The organism is Pseudomonas faucium (assembly GCF_021602585.1).
GTDB classification, from domain to species: domain Bacteria; phylum Pseudomonadota; class Gammaproteobacteria; order Pseudomonadales; family Pseudomonadaceae; genus Aquipseudomonas; species Aquipseudomonas faucium.
The window spans coordinates 417,854-432,896 of record NZ_BQIP01000001.1; the positions used below are offsets into that span (position 1 = coordinate 417,854).

General features: G+C 51.9%; 13 protein-coding genes. 7 read left to right on the forward strand and 6 right to left on the reverse strand.

What is annotated here, in order from left to right; translation table 11 throughout:
- Positions 1-4: 4 nt before the first annotated feature.
- Positions 5-1,840: a DUF4209 domain-containing protein gene (locus tag L6D75_RS01970; RefSeq protein ID WP_236193374.1), complete on the reverse strand. Its 1,836-nt coding sequence runs from the start codon at positions 1,838-1,840 to the stop codon at positions 5-7.
- A 197-nt stretch (positions 1,841-2,037) separates the two neighbouring features.
- On the opposite strand from L6D75_RS01970, the gene L6D75_RS01975 reads away from it, so the two are divergent.
- Positions 2,038-2,967 carry a HEPN domain-containing protein gene (locus L6D75_RS01975; protein WP_176511261.1) on the forward strand — a complete coding sequence of 310 codons (930 nt, stop codon included), beginning with the start codon at positions 2,038-2,040 and terminating at the stop codon, positions 2,965-2,967.
- A 283-nt stretch (positions 2,968-3,250) separates the two neighbouring features.
- Here L6D75_RS01975 and L6D75_RS01980 read toward each other — a convergent pair whose 3' ends face one another.
- Both L6D75_RS01980 and L6D75_RS01985 read right to left on the reverse strand, forming a co-directional pair.
- On the reverse strand, positions 3,251-3,934 hold the full coding sequence (locus L6D75_RS01980) for a metallophosphoesterase family protein (protein WP_176511262.1): 684 nt from the start codon (positions 3,932-3,934) through the stop codon (positions 3,251-3,253).
- A gap of 60 nt (positions 3,935-3,994) precedes the next feature.
- A complete protein-coding gene (locus L6D75_RS01985) occupies positions 3,995-4,183 on the reverse strand; it encodes a hypothetical protein (protein ID WP_236193395.1) in 189 nt (62 codons plus the stop codon).
- 371 nt (positions 4,184-4,554) lie between these two features.
- On the opposite strand from L6D75_RS01985, the gene L6D75_RS01990 reads away from it, so the two are divergent.
- The 4 genes from L6D75_RS01990 to L6D75_RS02005 all read left to right on the forward strand — a co-directional run bounded on the left by L6D75_RS01990 (position 4,555) and on the right by L6D75_RS02005 (position 9,694).
- The gene (locus L6D75_RS01990) at positions 4,555-4,773 is read left to right on the forward strand and encodes a hypothetical protein (protein ID WP_176511263.1); all 219 of its coding nucleotides are present in this window, start codon (positions 4,555-4,557) and stop codon (positions 4,771-4,773) included.
- A gap of 378 nt (positions 4,774-5,151) precedes the next feature.
- Positions 5,152-6,585 (forward strand): ABC-three component system protein, encoded by a 1,434-nt coding sequence (locus L6D75_RS01995; protein ID WP_176511264.1) that lies wholly within the window; start codon positions 5,152-5,154, stop codon positions 6,583-6,585.
- Positions 6,582-7,286, forward strand: a complete 705-nt coding sequence (locus L6D75_RS02000) for an ABC-three component system middle component 1 (RefSeq protein ID WP_176511265.1) — start codon at positions 6,582-6,584, stop codon at positions 7,284-7,286. Before L6D75_RS01995 ends, L6D75_RS02000 begins: the two co-directional genes overlap by 4 nt.
- Positions 7,283-9,694, forward strand: coding sequence for an AAA family ATPase (locus tag L6D75_RS02005; RefSeq protein ID WP_176511266.1), 2,412 nt, complete (start codon positions 7,283-7,285; stop codon positions 9,692-9,694). The genes L6D75_RS02000 and L6D75_RS02005 overlap by 4 nt, the downstream gene beginning before the upstream one ends.
- 197 nt (positions 9,695-9,891) lie before the next feature.
- On the opposite strand, the gene L6D75_RS02010 is transcribed toward L6D75_RS02005, so the two are convergent.
- On the reverse strand, positions 9,892-10,260 hold the full coding sequence (locus tag L6D75_RS02010) for a histone-like nucleoid-structuring protein, MvaT/MvaU family (protein ID WP_176511267.1): 369 nt from the start codon (positions 10,258-10,260) through the stop codon (positions 9,892-9,894).
- A 293-nt stretch (positions 10,261-10,553) separates the two neighbouring features.
- Here L6D75_RS02010 and L6D75_RS02015 point away from each other — a divergent pair, with 293 nt between their 5' ends.
- Complete coding sequence (locus L6D75_RS02015; protein ID WP_176511268.1) at positions 10,554-11,246, forward strand: DUF421 domain-containing protein; 693 nt, start codon at positions 10,554-10,556, stop codon at positions 11,244-11,246.
- A gap of 220 nt (positions 11,247-11,466) precedes the next feature.
- On the opposite strand, the gene L6D75_RS02020 is transcribed toward L6D75_RS02015, so the two are convergent.
- Together L6D75_RS02020 and L6D75_RS02025 are read right to left on the reverse strand one after the other, a co-directional pair.
- Complete coding sequence (locus L6D75_RS02020) at positions 11,467-12,660, reverse strand: MFS transporter (RefSeq protein WP_176511269.1); 1,194 nt, start codon at positions 12,658-12,660, stop codon at positions 11,467-11,469.
- Positions 12,661-12,739: 79 nt separating this feature from the next.
- Positions 12,740-13,768 (reverse strand): alpha/beta hydrolase, encoded by a 1,029-nt coding sequence (locus L6D75_RS02025; RefSeq protein ID WP_176511270.1) that lies wholly within the window; start codon positions 13,766-13,768, stop codon positions 12,740-12,742.
- A 223-nt stretch (positions 13,769-13,991) separates the two neighbouring features.
- On the opposite strand from L6D75_RS02025, the gene L6D75_RS02030 reads away from it, so the two are divergent.
- Positions 13,992-14,939 (forward strand): AraC family transcriptional regulator, encoded by a 948-nt coding sequence (locus L6D75_RS02030; RefSeq protein ID WP_176511271.1) that lies wholly within the window; start codon positions 13,992-13,994, stop codon positions 14,937-14,939.
- Positions 14,940-15,043 lie beyond the last annotated feature (104 nt).

Sequence of the window (15,043 nt, forward strand, 5' to 3'; positions counted from 1 at the left end):
AGGGCTACGCCCTCGGTACCGTCTCCCAGAATGGCCCCGAGACATACTTGAGCATGAACCACCAAGCGTAGACGATAGATTCTGCATAGATCTGGTCGTCATCAAGCAATCCATGAGCAAAGGTGTTTCTGAGATTTGGGCCATATGGGCTGCAGAACACCGCTTTGATTTCGAAAGCTACGTCATCGCCAAGCAGCTCTGATACCCCTTCGACATCCATGAGGGTGCTCAATCCATTTTCGGTAACGATACCGTCAGCGCTGGACGTCGAAGTGTTGAGACCTGCCTCCTTCATTCGGTGTCGGATCAGTGCCTCCATCTGAGGAATGAGGAAATGTGCGGCCATGCCAAAATCCCCTACGAACCCCCAGTACAACCCCTTCCCCACCATGTGCACTCGATTTGGAGGCACGAGTGACGATGCTTTAGCCAGCTCAACCATGTCGACCTCTTTGACACAGTGTGCTTCCGAGATGATCGCAAGCGCCGGCAAAACCCCACCCCTTACTGTAAGCTTGATGGTGTGCAAGTGTTCGCTGACCATCTTGGCCTGGACTGTGTACTCATCTTCTTCAGTCAGTTCGGTACCGAAGGACAGTGGAGGTCGCTTCGCAATCACTCTGCCAGTTTCATCAAAGAAAACTGCCTCTGTCAGGGAGCTGACTATCCCTGTACGCAGTGACTTCAGCGCTCCCTGACGGGATTCAGCGGGCGAGCAAAACGGGTACATATTGGCGAGATGATAGAGGGCAGTACCAAACGACTGACCTTCGATTAATCGTTTGGTACGCTTTACCAATATCGTGATGTCTGTCCGCGTTGTGATCAGACTCATCTGCTCAACCACCCGGGCACCCGCCTCAGCAATTCTCTGACGCAGTACAGGTAGCATCTTGTCGACATCCAGTTCGGCGCGATATGCCCCCGGAACAGATCGGTAGGTCTGAAGAGCATTTTCCAAGGCATTTTGCGCCACAATCGGGTGCGTCTGCTCCCCTCTTACCTCGGCCTCAGATACCCATGTCTCAGCAACGGCCACTGTCATTTTTGCAGCCTGCAAGTGACGCTTAGACAAGGCAAAACCTTTACACGCTGTCTCGAAACACTTCCGAGCCCTAGACACATCATTCTTACTCAGGAAGCAACGGCCGAGCTCAGCCAGCGCCTCAGGTAACTCCCGCACTTCCGGATGTTCAAGCCGGTACTCAATGACCGTCTCGACCAACCCCACGGCAAATGGCAGCTCTTGGTGAATTGCTTGCGCAATTGCGTCCATGATTGCCTGGGTAAGGATCGTTAGCCGTCCTTCAGCTCCTGCTCCAATCATCTTGGCCAGAGACAACGCCCTCTGGAAACATTCTCTACCTTCTTGGTACCAAACCTCATCATTCAGTGGCACCGTCGCATAGCCATCAATGGCGGCTCGGGCGTGCCGAATGTGCTTGAGGCCAGGAGTAATCCAGATGAGATCGGAGACCCTCGCCTTCAATAGGCCGTTCGGGAGGCTGTCAACCAAGTCGTTAAAGAACACATACTCTTCGTCGACCATGCTTGCCGGTGACATTGAATGCCGGTCGCCGATGAGTAGGTAGGGCCTGAAGGGCTCATTTCTGTTGGTAGTGTCCAGCATCATCGTGCATAGATCCGCCAACAGCCACCATACCCTCGCTGCCTCAAACTCCTGGGCCTCCGAGGCGGCCTTTGCTAGTCCTGTCATCGCTCCGGAGAGGGCTGAGTAAGTCGGTTCAGTTCCGGATGTGGCTTGCTCGAAATCGGCCTGACAAAAAGCGTCGACGCGCAGCGGAATAGCTTCAGGATAACGGGGCTTATGCTCTGACATTACGTTCTTACACGGGACAATGGGAGGGCAATGTCTACGACGGGGCTGGCACAAAAGCAAGGAATTTCAGGAAAGAGCATTGTGAGACGACGGCCAATCGCTACAGAATGAGGGAAGCGTCCAAAACCACATCCTAGAGGCCTCGACATTAAACTGCCTGCGCGCGCCTTAGTGGGATCATTGATTGAGGGATCAAGGTGTTTTCGTACTCATTCGCAATAAAGCTGACAGATCGTAGTATCCTCGCTTCTTCCTCCCCTGCCGTGTTCGAGTTCGATAGCAAGGACATCAAAATCGAGCAAAAGGAGGATGACGTCTTTCTGGTTTCATCGGAGGGATATGCAACGGAGCAAGAAGCACTCGAGCAGCTCGTCACCTTGCTCATGAAGGTGAAGGTCACTTTGCTCAAGCTCAAAATTCCACACGAAGACTGGCTGTCATTCAGTACCGGCCAGCGGTTTGCAACGAGCGTTGTCGGCAGCTTTTTTGAGAAAGCCAACATTGTTCCCCTCAGCTTCCAACCCCAAGCCTATGAGTCGTCACGTCATCAGCATTGGCCGGGAGCAAAAGCCGTAGCTGAAGCCTTTGTGCTGGCAACGCTTACGGACATCATCCTTCCTGCCTCCTCCTTCAATTACGATACCGTGCGAATCCTGGAGGCGCTGAGCGTCCTGGGACTAGCCCTGGCATCAACCCACGCCAAATCGAAGCTAATTTTGTCGATGACGGCGATAGAAGTCCTCAGTGATCGAGGTGAAGTCGATCAGGAAATTAAAGATGCGCTCGACGCGCTGAAAGGCCAGATTAATCTGATTAAGGCCACAGACGCGACGAAAGACGTGCTCGCGAAGATGTTAGAGAGCGCTAAAAGAGAGACTATCTCTAAAGCTGGTAAGCGAGTTGTAAAGGAGTACCTTGGTGGTCGCCAAGCCAAAGAGTTCTATCGACTCTATGATGTTCGATCGGAGCTCGTTCATGGCAACCTATCACGGCTGACCTTTGACATTGATGGCCACTCAGAGGTTGAAAAGGATGCTGAAATTGGGTTCAACCTAGCTCTACAGCTAGCTTTGAAGTTCCAAGATGAAGCACCCAGTGATGTAAGTCAGGAAACGGCCGAGCAGTGATTGATACCGCTGGCGTGCCGCCCCGCAAAAGAAACTCAGCCGCAAATGTATTTTACGCCTGCGCACTCCGCTTGCTGCCAGTCAGTGAGATTACACTTGCCCAATCCAGTTTCGGTAAGCCTGGTGGATTCCAGCAGTAGTATTACTGGGTAAATTACTGGGATGTCTTTGGCTTCCAATAAGCCTGTCAGTGCCGTCACCGTCAACGACCAAGTAGGGGCGGCTGGGGCAATTGGAACGACATGAATTCTGGTCGCAGAGCGCCAGCGTCGACATCGCCCCATCAGCTGATCACTGAGCCATCGACGGCCATGATGGATCTGAACGCCACTCCATAAGCCTCAAAGCCCAGCTTTGGCCATTCAGGACTGTAATCCAGGCAATCATGGTGGTGTCCATGCACGACCATTTTTGCTCCCATTGCCTGGGCGAGCTCATTGATCTCTGAATAACCGTGAGGGTGGCAGCTGGGAGCCTCATGACAGACCAGGATGTCCGACTTTTCCATCGCGAGCGAGAAGTAGTCATCCGGGTAAATCGCTGACAGCGCGTGCTGCTTTTTCGTCGCGAGTATGTCTGCGTGCAGCGGCCTTAGCGCCAGGCGCTCGAGGAAATCACCGTAACTCTGGATGCCAGTATCAGGGCTACCTGGTAGCCAGACTTGCGACTCGAAGGTGCCACCCAGCCCTGCTATACGATGGCCCGCAATCTCCACTACCCGACCATGCAAGCTACGCTCAGCGAGGCCGCAGCCATGGAGGTTATGCCAGTAGGCTGGACGATCGCTGTCATGGTTGCCGTGGATGAACCAGATCTCAGTGATGTCGAGGATCGGGCGCAGGATCATATCTAGGGGCAAGCTGCATTCGAGGTCACCCAAGAAGACCACTGCCTCGGGGCGATGGAGCTTCACCAGCCGGATCACATGATCAAAGCGCCCATGAACATCACCCAGAAACCAAATCACTCGTTTCCCTCACGCAATCGTATCCATCTATGATGCCGCACAGGCATAGTGAAGGCCGCACTAATGTACCAGCTCGCCCAAGGCACCGGCTTTATGGAGCTGGTAGTCGATCACTGTCTGGTAGAGATGGTGTGCCTCAAGGCGTAGCCGTTCAATTTCCGATGGGGGTCGACTGTGAGCCACAGCATCGTTATAGGCTCGGATCGCTTCAAGCGCTTGCCTCAGCAGCGGCTCCCCTGCTTCAGCCATACCCAAAAGCGTTCGCTTCAACTCAGACATCGCAGGTATTTCTCCATTCCTACCAGTACAAGCGCCATCGCTGAAAACTGACACTCAGGCAGCTCCGGTGCAAGCAACTGATGGTTCGGCATGAAAGCTATCAAATCACGCACCAGTTGCTGACGTTATTGTCCAGGTAGCGTGGGCGTGCCCTTTCGGAGCCGGCTGTCGTGAACCAAGCCCCCGGCGTGCGCCGTGGTCTCGGCCCTGCGGGCGTCCATCCGTCACGCCTACGCGCTCCGCTTGTTGCGAAATCTAGTTTCGTAACGATCAGTTGCCAGCTTTACTAACGGAGGTCGTGATAAAAGGTCTGCTGCAAACCACACCAGGACACGCTAATCATGAAAGAGCTACGGACAGCTGCTGAAGTGCTCGAACGCCTCAGCCATAACCAGGATGCGTTACGCGCCGCCGTCGAGGAGCTGGCCAAATGGGTTGGTGATCGAGGTGCAAGCAGTGTGGTAGGAAATGTGAACGGTGCTCTGACGACCCTCGACGACAACATCGATGCCGTGCGGCAAGGCATAGCGGAACTGGTAGCGGCGAGCGTCAAGCGATAGGCGGGCTCCTGCCCGAACAACCGATGCTGTGCTGAGGCGGAAGGATGCAGATGCTACAGCCCCATCGAAAAATCGGGAGGAAGCCGGCTATCGCGTCACCACGTAAATTGCTTGTGCCCTTGTAGATAGGATCACCAGCCAAATAGTAGAGACTGATCCAAGGCTAAGAAATTACTAAAAATTATGGTTTAGCAATAATTATTCTCAATCTCAGATTTCTGCTTCTCTGCCGGGTAGGCCGTCACTCGCTGTCTGGCAAGATGGCAAATTGCCATGGATTTCTCTTATGATCTATAGCAGCGTAGGGAAACGCCAGCGTTCGCCAATTGGCCTCCCTACCCTCGCAAATTTTTTGGTGATGGTGCTGGAGATTGTCTGATGGCTTTCGATGCTTCACCCTCATGGAGCGGTTTCAACTACCAGGGAAAAGTCGCTCTCCATTATGCGCTGACGTTGATCAATGCTCAGCCAGCCGCTCATGATTTCTCTACAACAGACTTGATGCTCGAAGCCAACGAGGACTTTGAGATCTTGGTTAATGGGCAGTCCGTCTCATTCCATCAAGTCAAGGCGTACAATTCCAGTACATTTGAAGATTACTCAGACGCCCTATTTGGCCTAACTATAGAACTGCACAAAAATACTGGAATATTGGGTTATATCCACACTTGGAGAAAGATTAATGATCGCCCAAACTTCAAAGGTCTACAGGCATCGGTAAAAAACGACTTCAACATCGTGCTAACAGAGTACAGGAAGAGTAATCCCAAGAAAGGGACTACCATTCTTGAAACCGCTGCCGCAGGTGGAACCAACCTCAAAAAAAAAGCGTCGATCCTCAAAGCATCGCTACCAGGCTTAGATGCTGACGCCCTAGCTAGGGTTATGGAAAACATCGCCAATCAAAAAAGTGACGCCCTTAACCGCCTAGCAAGTTTCATTTATGAAGACGGTAAAGCATACTGCGATCTCAGCGACATCAACACTAAAATAAAAAATCAAATTTCAATTGCGCTAGGAAATCGGCGAATCCCGATAACTCCTGAGCAACTGGAAAAAGCACTCGATTACTTTCTCGGCGTCATTGACACTTACATCATTGATCGTCACAAGACGAAAACAGACGCACTCGCCAAGCCGATCAAATTTCAAGAAATCATTGATGCGCTTAGCTTTGACCATGAGGACGTGAGCAAACACTATATCGCTTGCCGATTCAAGGATCTCTTCTCTCAGTTGATCGACGACTATCTTGGGGATGAAGAATATTATCCGCACCCTGCCCCGGAATGGTGCAACTTGAAAGCTGCACAAAAACTGCTCCTTTCTCTTCCTCCTTTAGAACTCTGGGAACACTACAGGCATTTTTCACCCCAACTGCATTTGGATAGTGGCAACAACACCGACAACGCTTTCAATGCGTCCAGCGAGGGTATTCGCTTGTGCCTATTGAGGATCCTACACGAAATAGACTTCTCTCGTTTAGCGCAAGAGGCGGAGCGTTTTCGATTTTCATATAAATGTACCACCACCCCACCACAAAATTATCTTCCGACGACCATACTACCAGTTGGTAAGATCAGTTATACGATCCGGCAACTCAGCACTAATCCATGCCTTGGCGAGCTACTCTACGAGGTTCATAATCTCATTTATTGTGGCACTGTGGTACATCCATTCGCACCGGATCTCGACAAAAGTACAAACCCGCCACGGGCAGCAGGTGAGGATCAACGTGCCAAGCGTGACGATATATTGCCATTGATTACCCTCCTTCCTCTAGAACAAGCTAAAGGCGAGCTTGCAAAATGATAACAATCCTCAACAACATCATGGCAAGTAACCGATTCACGCTGGTGGATGTTGACCTGTCCAACCAATTTATTGATTTCAGTCTGTACAAAGCCGAAAGCAGCCTGAGAGAAGAATATTTCTTAACCATCCACCTCGACAACAACAGCGACCAAGCGTTACAACAATTTCTTGATAACACGGCACAAGAAATATTTGAGGACATTCAAAGCGCGGACAAGGTTGAACTGTACTTCGAGAAAAATTGCACCATGCTCATTTGCCTCGATTCCCAAGACTTGAATCATGACTTGGTACTCGCCCTTGAAGAAGACCCCTATAACTTCAAAAAAAATGTAATCAAGTTCTCTTCATCAGAGCTAGCCGCGCTCAACGCTTACCTGACCAGCAATGCCATCCAGGCACTTACGAACGACATAATTAACGATATCCTGAACGCCAATAACGGAAGGGATTTCCTGGCTTTCAAGCACCAAAACGGAGATCGACACCGTCTATATGATCTGATCGTAAGGGTAATGCTGAAGCTATCTTTCCTCTCCTACCACCCCCAAGAACAAAAACTAGAAAATCTCACAGGACAGATCGAGTCAGCCCTTCCAGACGAATTGACCGAAACGTATGAGCGGATTCTGGCAGCCGACTGGACAGACGATTCGGTCATCGGGTACGTCGAATCGATCTGGGGAAATAAAGCATGATTACATTAAGCAAGTTAACTCTTAAGAACTTCAAGATATATGGGGGAAAACCTTTCACGGTCAACTTCGATAATAATCGCCTTGTTTTGCTCGACGGCCCCAATGGCTACGGGAAAACAACGGTTTTCGACGCTATTGAGCTGGCCATCACTGGTAACATTCGTAGACTGATTGTGCTGGAAGGTCGGCAAAATCCTGCTGACATCGTTGTAGCCCATAATGGCCAAAGCGACGTTGAGATCACCATAGAGTTTCTGAACGAAGACGAGGAAAGACGAACGTTTCGGAGAAAGCTCAAGCGCAACCTCGCAAACTCAGCAAGACGTATTGGCAATTTTTCGGCTCTATGGGAAATTCATGAGATTGTTGGTTCTCAAGAGAAGCCTGTGGACAACAGGGAGTTCGACCAACTCTTCAACAGCAAGGATTTTGCGCGCGACTTTCTACTATTTCACTACATTGAACAAGAAGATACTTCTCGATTCCTTAAATCTAATAACGAAGCGCAGCGGGCTGAAAAATTAGCCAACCTATTTGGCGACACTTATGAGTCAGAGCAGAAACTTCAAAAGCTTACGGACGTCAAGAGACGGCTTTTTACAGCACGCCGAGACATCAACACCAAGATAGATAACATTCGAACCCTGCACAACTTGGAGGCAGTCAATGACCTCTCGGCAGGAGAAACCGAGCAACACGTCTATGCCCTGCCTTGGCTGACCGGTGAAAAGTCACCATTCTGGGATCGTCCGACTATTACCCAGCTCAACGAAGATCGCATGAACAAGGCGATTGCTGAACTGCAAAAGATATACGGTCTGTTTACTCATCGAGACTTCTTCCTGCGCTCACGACGGTATCAGCGAGCAGCACAAGAGCGTGAGCTCATGGAGCAGTACGTGGGTTATGCAGGCACTTACCAGCATTACGGGCAAATCGAAAAGGACTATAGCACTTATCAACATGTCAAGCGATCACGCGACATACTCAATAGTGGTGACTTTAAAGTCATACAGCAAAACCTGGAATCGACTAAGCTATTTCAGATTCTGAACGTCGACTTCCCTGATGCGTTCATCAATGATGTAGGCTTATTGATCGACCTCACAGACAAGCTCATGGGACTGACGTCCATTTATACTGAACTGATGAAGCATCATACGGCAATGCATGAAAGTATGCAGGCGCACCCGACAGAGACTACGTGTGGTCTTTGTGGCCATGACTATGCAACTCATGATGCATTGGATAAAGCAATTACCGACCATGGGTATCTTTTGCGCAGCCAGCTGGGCGACCAAGACCGGGAATTGGTTATAGCGCGGGAAAAATTCGAGAACAATCAACTCAAACCTCTGCTCAAGGCGTGCGATGATTTTCTACAGCTGCGAGAACCTCCGTCGCAAGACGAATTGTCGAGAATCGCGAAAGCGGCGGCCAACAAAGACCGAGTGGAACGTCTACGCAATTGGCTGGAAAGCGAAGGTATTCATGACTTAGATCTCATCGCGCCGGCGTTCCCTGTACCAGGCGGACAGACCTATATTTCAGAGAAGGCTGACTTACTATCTGAACGAATCCGAGGACGGATTGGCCCGTCACCTGACGGTTACACGGAGTCGTTTGGCACTGATATTTACGAACGGATTTATTTAGATTACTTCCAACGTGAAAGTGACAAACTTCGCAGCTTCGACATAGCTCAGCTTGATCGAAAAGAGCGGTTCATTAAATCTCAATATTTCAGCTCACTCACTGAAGTGGCAGCGCGACTGCTTAAGCTCGAAGATCAAAAAACGCTTCTTGACCTAGCACTGACTGACACCGGAAAACTCATAGATGTTGTTGGCACACAAATAGGACAGTATCGAAAAAAACTGATTACCGATATTGAAATCCCTTTTTTCATATATTCCGGTAAAATCCTTCAAAGCCATCAAGCTGGGGATGGGCAAGGGGTATTCATCAAAGACCCGCAGGGTCATGATGTACTTAAAAATGTTCGGTTGGTGTCAGATTGGGCGACAGACCACGACATTATAAACACTATGAGCTCTGGCCAAATCTCAGCAGTGGTCATCGCGCTCACCCTCGCCCTAAACCGCGTCTACGCCCGGCGATTCTCCACGATACTCATAGATGACCCAGTGCAGACAATGGATGACATAAATATGTCGTCGCTTGTAGAACTTTTACGCAATGACTTCAGCGACAAACAAATTATCATGTCCACGCATGAAGATAAGGTTGCGCGATATTTTACCTACAAGTACATCAAGCACAGTGGAAAGGTGAAAATTATTAATCTTATGCAGCGCAAAGAGTATGAACCTACCAACAGTTATGTGTACCGTGCGCTCGTAAAGTCTCCAACGCCTAACCAGAATCAGAAACCGAGGCGCGATTAATAAGAGTGAGAATGAGCAATCAGATTGAAAGAGACGAGCCGTTATCAACTTTCAGGAAACACTGGTTGATCAGCGCTTCCTGTACGCACAACCCCGCCCAGATGGGCGGGGCGGTCTAGCGTACTCAGCCGGGCCTGATGCTGATGTGTGCTCAAAAAAGCCTCCATCGCAGGATGGCTTTCTGAGAAATCGTTACCTCAGCTTGCGAGCCAAGATTCCACTTCATCCGAACCATATTTGGCTTTCCACTCTTTGAGTAGCTTGTGATTGCCACCCTTGGTCTCGATGATCTCACCGTTGTGAGGATTTTTGTATTGCTTGACCTGACGAGCACGACGTGGGGCTTTCTCTGCAACTGCAGGAGCGGCAGCGCGACGGTTGGCCTGAGGATCCAAGATGTTGATAATGTCACGCAGGCTGTAACCGTATTTGCTCAGCAGATCACGCAATTTGGTCTCAAATTCAATTTCCGCCTGCAGCTCGGAGGAGCCTTTCATAGCTTCCAGTTCGGCCAGTTGTGCGGCCAATGTTTGCTCGAGCTTACGGAATTCTGCGAGACGGGACATAGATGCTTCCTCAAATACCGGATGAAATTAGTCGGTTACTGTAAACCATTTTCAGCTCGCCCTACTTAAATTTTGAGTATGCATTTCCATTCTTGTTCAATTTCTATGCAATGGCGTTCAAGTACACGCGCCTGAATCAGCAATGCGAATAGCTGAGCCTACCAGCGCCACGAGGGAGCGGCTTGGCTCCCGGTGAACATGAATACTTGTCTCCCTGACCCCAGCGCATGAACTTAGACCGAAAATTGCCGGTCAATCTGAAATAGGAGATAGCAACAGGTGGGAAACAGCAAATGGTTACATTTGATCTGCAAAGGATGCTCATTGGCGAGTTCCCGCTGACCTTTCTCTTGGAGGTCGCCCTCCGCGTTTCAGTGGCTTTTCTAGCCGTGTTTTTCTTTCTGAAATTCAGTGGTCGCCGTGGAATCAGGCAGCTGTCCCGATTCGAGCTCGTGGTGATCCTCACCTTGGGCTCAGCCGCAGGCGATGTGACCTTCTACGAAGATGTACCCATCCTCCCGGTCGCATTGGTTTTCCTCACGCTTTTGCTGCTCTATCGCGGAACCGTCTACATGATGAGGCGCAGCAGAACATGTGAGGCCTGGATCGATGGATTGCCCATCACGGTCGTAAAGGATGGCATGTACGAGATCCATTCGCTGCGCAATTTGAACATCTCGTCCAACGAGCTCTTCATGGAACTGCGCCAACAAGGCGTGGAGCATCTCGGCCAGGTTCGACTCGGCCTATTGGAAACCGATGGCGATATCAGTCTGTATTTCTATGGGCCTGATGACACCCGGCCTGGGCTATCGGTGCTGCCAGTTGAACATCGTCCAGAGTACCTGGCACCGCCGAACGCTGGCCTACATTGTTGCGTCAGCTGCGGCTTCCCAACCTTCCATGAACCTCAAGACTCAGTCGTGTGTGAACGCTGCGGACATAAAGTCTGGTCACCTGCACTGGATACCTTACGCAACCGCTAGAACACATCCACTCAAGAGCGCGGGGGTTTGACAGGTACAGCCTTCACCGCCGGGCTTATTCACGTCCTTTTCACATGCGGGGTGGGAACGTTAGCTTTCCCTACGTGTGATACAAGCTCCCTTGCCCGCCTAGCAGCGGGCTTTCTTTTATCCGCCGACTCATGGCACCTGATTGTTACTGTCGTCTTTGCTGCACGCTTAAGTAGGCTGGCCCACCGTTCTACGTGCATGCCGCGCCACGCCAACGGCTTGTGACAACACTGAGTGCGGTTGCAATGAGCAAGAATATGCCGCTGGCGATGAAGGTAGCCTGATAACCCATCCCGTCGTACAGCATCCCTCCTGCAGTTGCACCAGCAGTGATAGCCAACTGAATTACTGCGACCATCAACCCACCACCAGCTTCTGCATCGTGTGGCAATGCCTTGGCCAACCAGGTAAACCATCCCACCGGTGCACAGGTCGCGACCAGCCCCCACAGCCCCAGCACTGCGGCGACTGGAACAAGCCAGCTACCAACGACAACTATGGCGAATGCGATGGCAGTCATGATCAACGGTATTCCAACCAAAACCTTGTTCAGACTTTGACTAACAAGAGAGCCGGCTAGCATGGTGCCTACCAAGCCTGCGGCACCGATGATCAGGAGCAAGAGCGAGAGAGTGGGCACATCTACATGCGTGACCGTCTCCAAGAATGGCCGCAGATACGTAAAGAGTGTGAACTGCCCCATGAAGAGAAACGCAACTGCGGCCATGCCAAGGGCGACCTTGCTATCCCCAAGCAGGCGCAGCGAGCCAGTGGCCGATATTTGAATCCGCTCACTCGGCATTGCCGGCAGCGTGAAGGCTTGCCAGATCAACGCCAGTGCAGCCAAAGGCACCACGCAAAAGAATGCCCCTCTCCAGCCGACCATGCCACCCAGATAGCTCCCAACTGGCGCAGCAATTGCCGTAGCCAAGGCTGTACCGCCCTGCATCACAGCAATAGCCTTCGGAACGAGTGCCTCGGGCGCGATGCGCATCATCACTGCGGTGGACATCGACCAATAACCACCAATGGCAATCCCAAGCACGGCACGCCCAACCATCAACGTCAGGTAGTCAGGGGCAAAGGCCACCATGCCCCCGGAAATTAGCATAAGCGCCGTCGTGGCCAGCAGCACAGGCTTGCGGTCGATCCCTTGGGTTACGGTGGCTAGTAACAGGCTGGTGATTACAGCAAAGAAACCCGAAATAGAGATGGCCTGCCCGGCCTGGCCTTCAGTCAGTGACAAATCGGATGCAATTGGTGTGAGCAAACTCACAGGCAGAAACTCAGAAGCCACCAAGGCAAAAGCACAGAGCGACATCGCCAGGACAGCGCTCCAGACCTGACGGTTTGAGTGTTGAAGGGGTATTGCTGGGCTGCTCATGGCAATTCTCGTTGTAGCAATTTCAAAAGACACGGATGCCCACGCCCTGCGTGGTGCTGGGCCTGGAAACAACACCCTTTTACTTGAGGTTTTCGCGGAAGAAAGTCGTCAGCTTGGTGAAGGGGATCATCTCTACGCGGTCGTACAGATCCACATGGCCAGTGCCCGGGACAATCACGAGTTCCTTGGGTTCGCCGGCAAGGCGATACGCCTCTTCGCTGAACTCCCGGGAATGAGCCTCCTCTCCTGCGATGAACAACATGGGACGAGGCGAGATCGTCTCGATGTCATTGAACGGATAGAAGTTCATGAACCTGACGTTACTGGTTAGCGTCGGGTGCGTCGTCAGAAGCGGCGACAGCCCTTTGGGAGTGAACTCACCACGAGGTGTGCGGTAAAAGTCGTAAAACTCCCGCTCGATGGCATTAGAGCTCTCAGTTAGCTGATCCACCGTGCCACTGGTGTACTTAGTTTCGCCTCCGGCAAACTCGACATCACGCTGGGCTACTGCTTCGGCGATAGCCTTTTTGCGCTGTTCGAGCGAGACGCCATGCTTGAGTCCATTCCGGTTGGCGGCACCCATGTCGTACATGCTGACCGTTGCAATCGCTTTCATGCGTGGATCAATTTTCGCCGCACTGATGGCAAAGCTGCCGCTGCCACAGATACCCAGCACGCCAATACGGTTCCGATCAACGAAACCTTGAGCACTGAGATAGTCAACCGCCGCACTGAAGTCTTCGGCATAGATGTCCGGCGACACTAGATTGCGCGGACGCCCGTCACTTTCACCCCAGAACGACAGATCGATGGCCAAGGTGACGAAGCCCTGCTCTGCCAGCTTCTGGGCATAAAGATTCGAGCTTTGCTCCTTGACCGCCCCCATCGGGTGCCCGACGATGATTGCGGGATGCTTGGCGTTGACGCTCTGTTTTGTGGGCAGATACAGATTACCGACAGTGGTCATCTGGAACTGGTTCTTGAAGCTGACACGCTCGAGTGAAACCTGCTCACTCTGGTAGAAATTGTTGGCCCCATGGGACATATCGGCGGCTCCCGCAGTGAGTGAACTGGCCATCAAGGCAAACGCAACGAACAAAGACTTCATGCACATCTTCCTGTCTGCTCGAAATGGAAGGAATGTGAGAGGACATCGCTCACGGACGCTAGAGTCATCTCACCTGCCACCTATGTTCCTCGCGTGAACCAGCACATCAGTAGAGCAAACCGGTAGTTTTCTTGCCCAATTGTCCAGACCTGGTTGGCTGGGCATGGACACTGAAAGCGACGCGCGAGTAGTGTTTCGCTGAACGCTGATCGGAACGCTCACCATGCCCGCAACCGCACTGCCGCCTTCACGCACGAACCCAATGGCCACACTGTGCAGGGTCATCGGTGCCCACGCGCCCACCGCTGGAGATTTCGCGACGAGCATTGCAGGCCTAAGCGTCTATCGACGCAACGCACCAGCCCCACCGATTACGTGCATTGTCGAACCAAGCATTGTTTTGGTTGCGCAAGGGGCAAAGGAAATGGTCATCGGCGGTGACGTATTCCCATACGACACGACCCGCTTTCTAGTCACCTCACTAAACATCCCCGCCAACTCGGCGGTGACATTGGCCAGTGAGGAAGCCCCCTGTCTTGGCCTGGTGTTCAAGCTCGATTTGCGCACGCTGGCTGAATTGATCGCGCAAGATGGTCGCCCTCCAGTGAGCGGTCAGTACTTTCACACCAGCGCTGGAGTTGGTGAACTGGGCCCGAAGCTGTTGGAGAGCTTCACCCGCCTGATTGAGCTGTTGGAGGAGCCCGATGCCATCCCGGTGCTCTGGCCTCTGATTCAGCGAGAGATCCACTATCGGTTGCTGCTAAGTGACCAAGCCCCTCTCCTGCGCTATATCGCCTCCGTGGGCAGCAAGGGGCATCGAATCGCCAAGGCCATCGACTGGATGAAGCTGAACTACGCCGAACCTCTGCGGGTGGACGAACTGGCTTCTCAGGTACAGATGGGCCTCTCGACATTCCATCAGCACTTCCGACAGCTCACCGCAATGAGTCCATTGCAGTACCAGAAATGGTTGAGGTTGAACGAGGCAAAACGCTTGATGCTCAACGAACACCTCGATGCAGCGACCGCCGCATTCAAGGTCGGGTACGAAAGTCCATCGCAGTTCAGCCGTGAGTACGGGCGCCATTTCGGCACGCCTCCAAAACGCGATATCGCGGAGCTGCGTTTAGGTGCGGAAAGGTCAGCTGCCTCCACGCCCAACGTACCCTGATCCTCAGCCTATAAGACGTCGCCCAACCCAGGATGCTAGGAGATGCAATGCGAAGGAGCACACCCCACAAGGCTTTACCTCTAGGAACCGAAAAGGCCGCTTTC